1 protein-coding gene is annotated in these 470 nt (G+C 44.7%); it reads left to right on the forward strand.

The genetic code is table 11. The features are described 5' to 3' along the window. Nucleotides 1–104: 104 nt before the first annotated feature. A partial coding sequence (locus EXE46_RS16500; protein ID WP_137689388.1) for a hypothetical protein occupies nt 105–470 on the forward strand: 366 nt, incomplete at its 3' end.

Consider the following 470-nt stretch of genomic DNA (forward strand, 5'->3'; position numbering starts at 1 on the left):
GAATAGGACACCTGTTTTAGGTAATCTTGGAATATGAAAGTGCCCCTCTTTTTGCGATCAGTACTCCTGATTATATTGTTTCCTGAAGCTGACTCTATATAACTATGAAGTACCTTGTTGCGACTTCCGTAGTAGTCCTGTTGTCAGTCTCTTTTTCTCCGGATATGCTGATAGCACAAGCCGAAAACGTCTTCAAGAGAACCTATGAGGGTGAGGTTGTTCAGGCTTCGTATATAACCTTTGATGATTTCGAAAAAGCCTCTCTCAGCCGAGGCAGGCTTAAGTCCGAGGAGGTAAGCAGCAGTGCAACTATCCAAGGGGTGACGCTGTCCGATCTGTTGTCGGCTGCTTCGCTCGATCAAGTTACGCAATACCTTGGTAATCCGGAGTCCCTCGAGAAAAAAAATTTGGTGAGAGAAGGCTCATTCATCGCATATTTTCACTACGAAGGACTTAAGCTGGAGTATATC

Source organism: Halorubrum sp. GN11_10-6_MGM (genome assembly GCF_005435165.1).
Taxonomy (GTDB): domain Archaea; phylum Halobacteriota; class Halobacteria; order Halobacteriales; family Haloferacaceae; genus Halorubrum.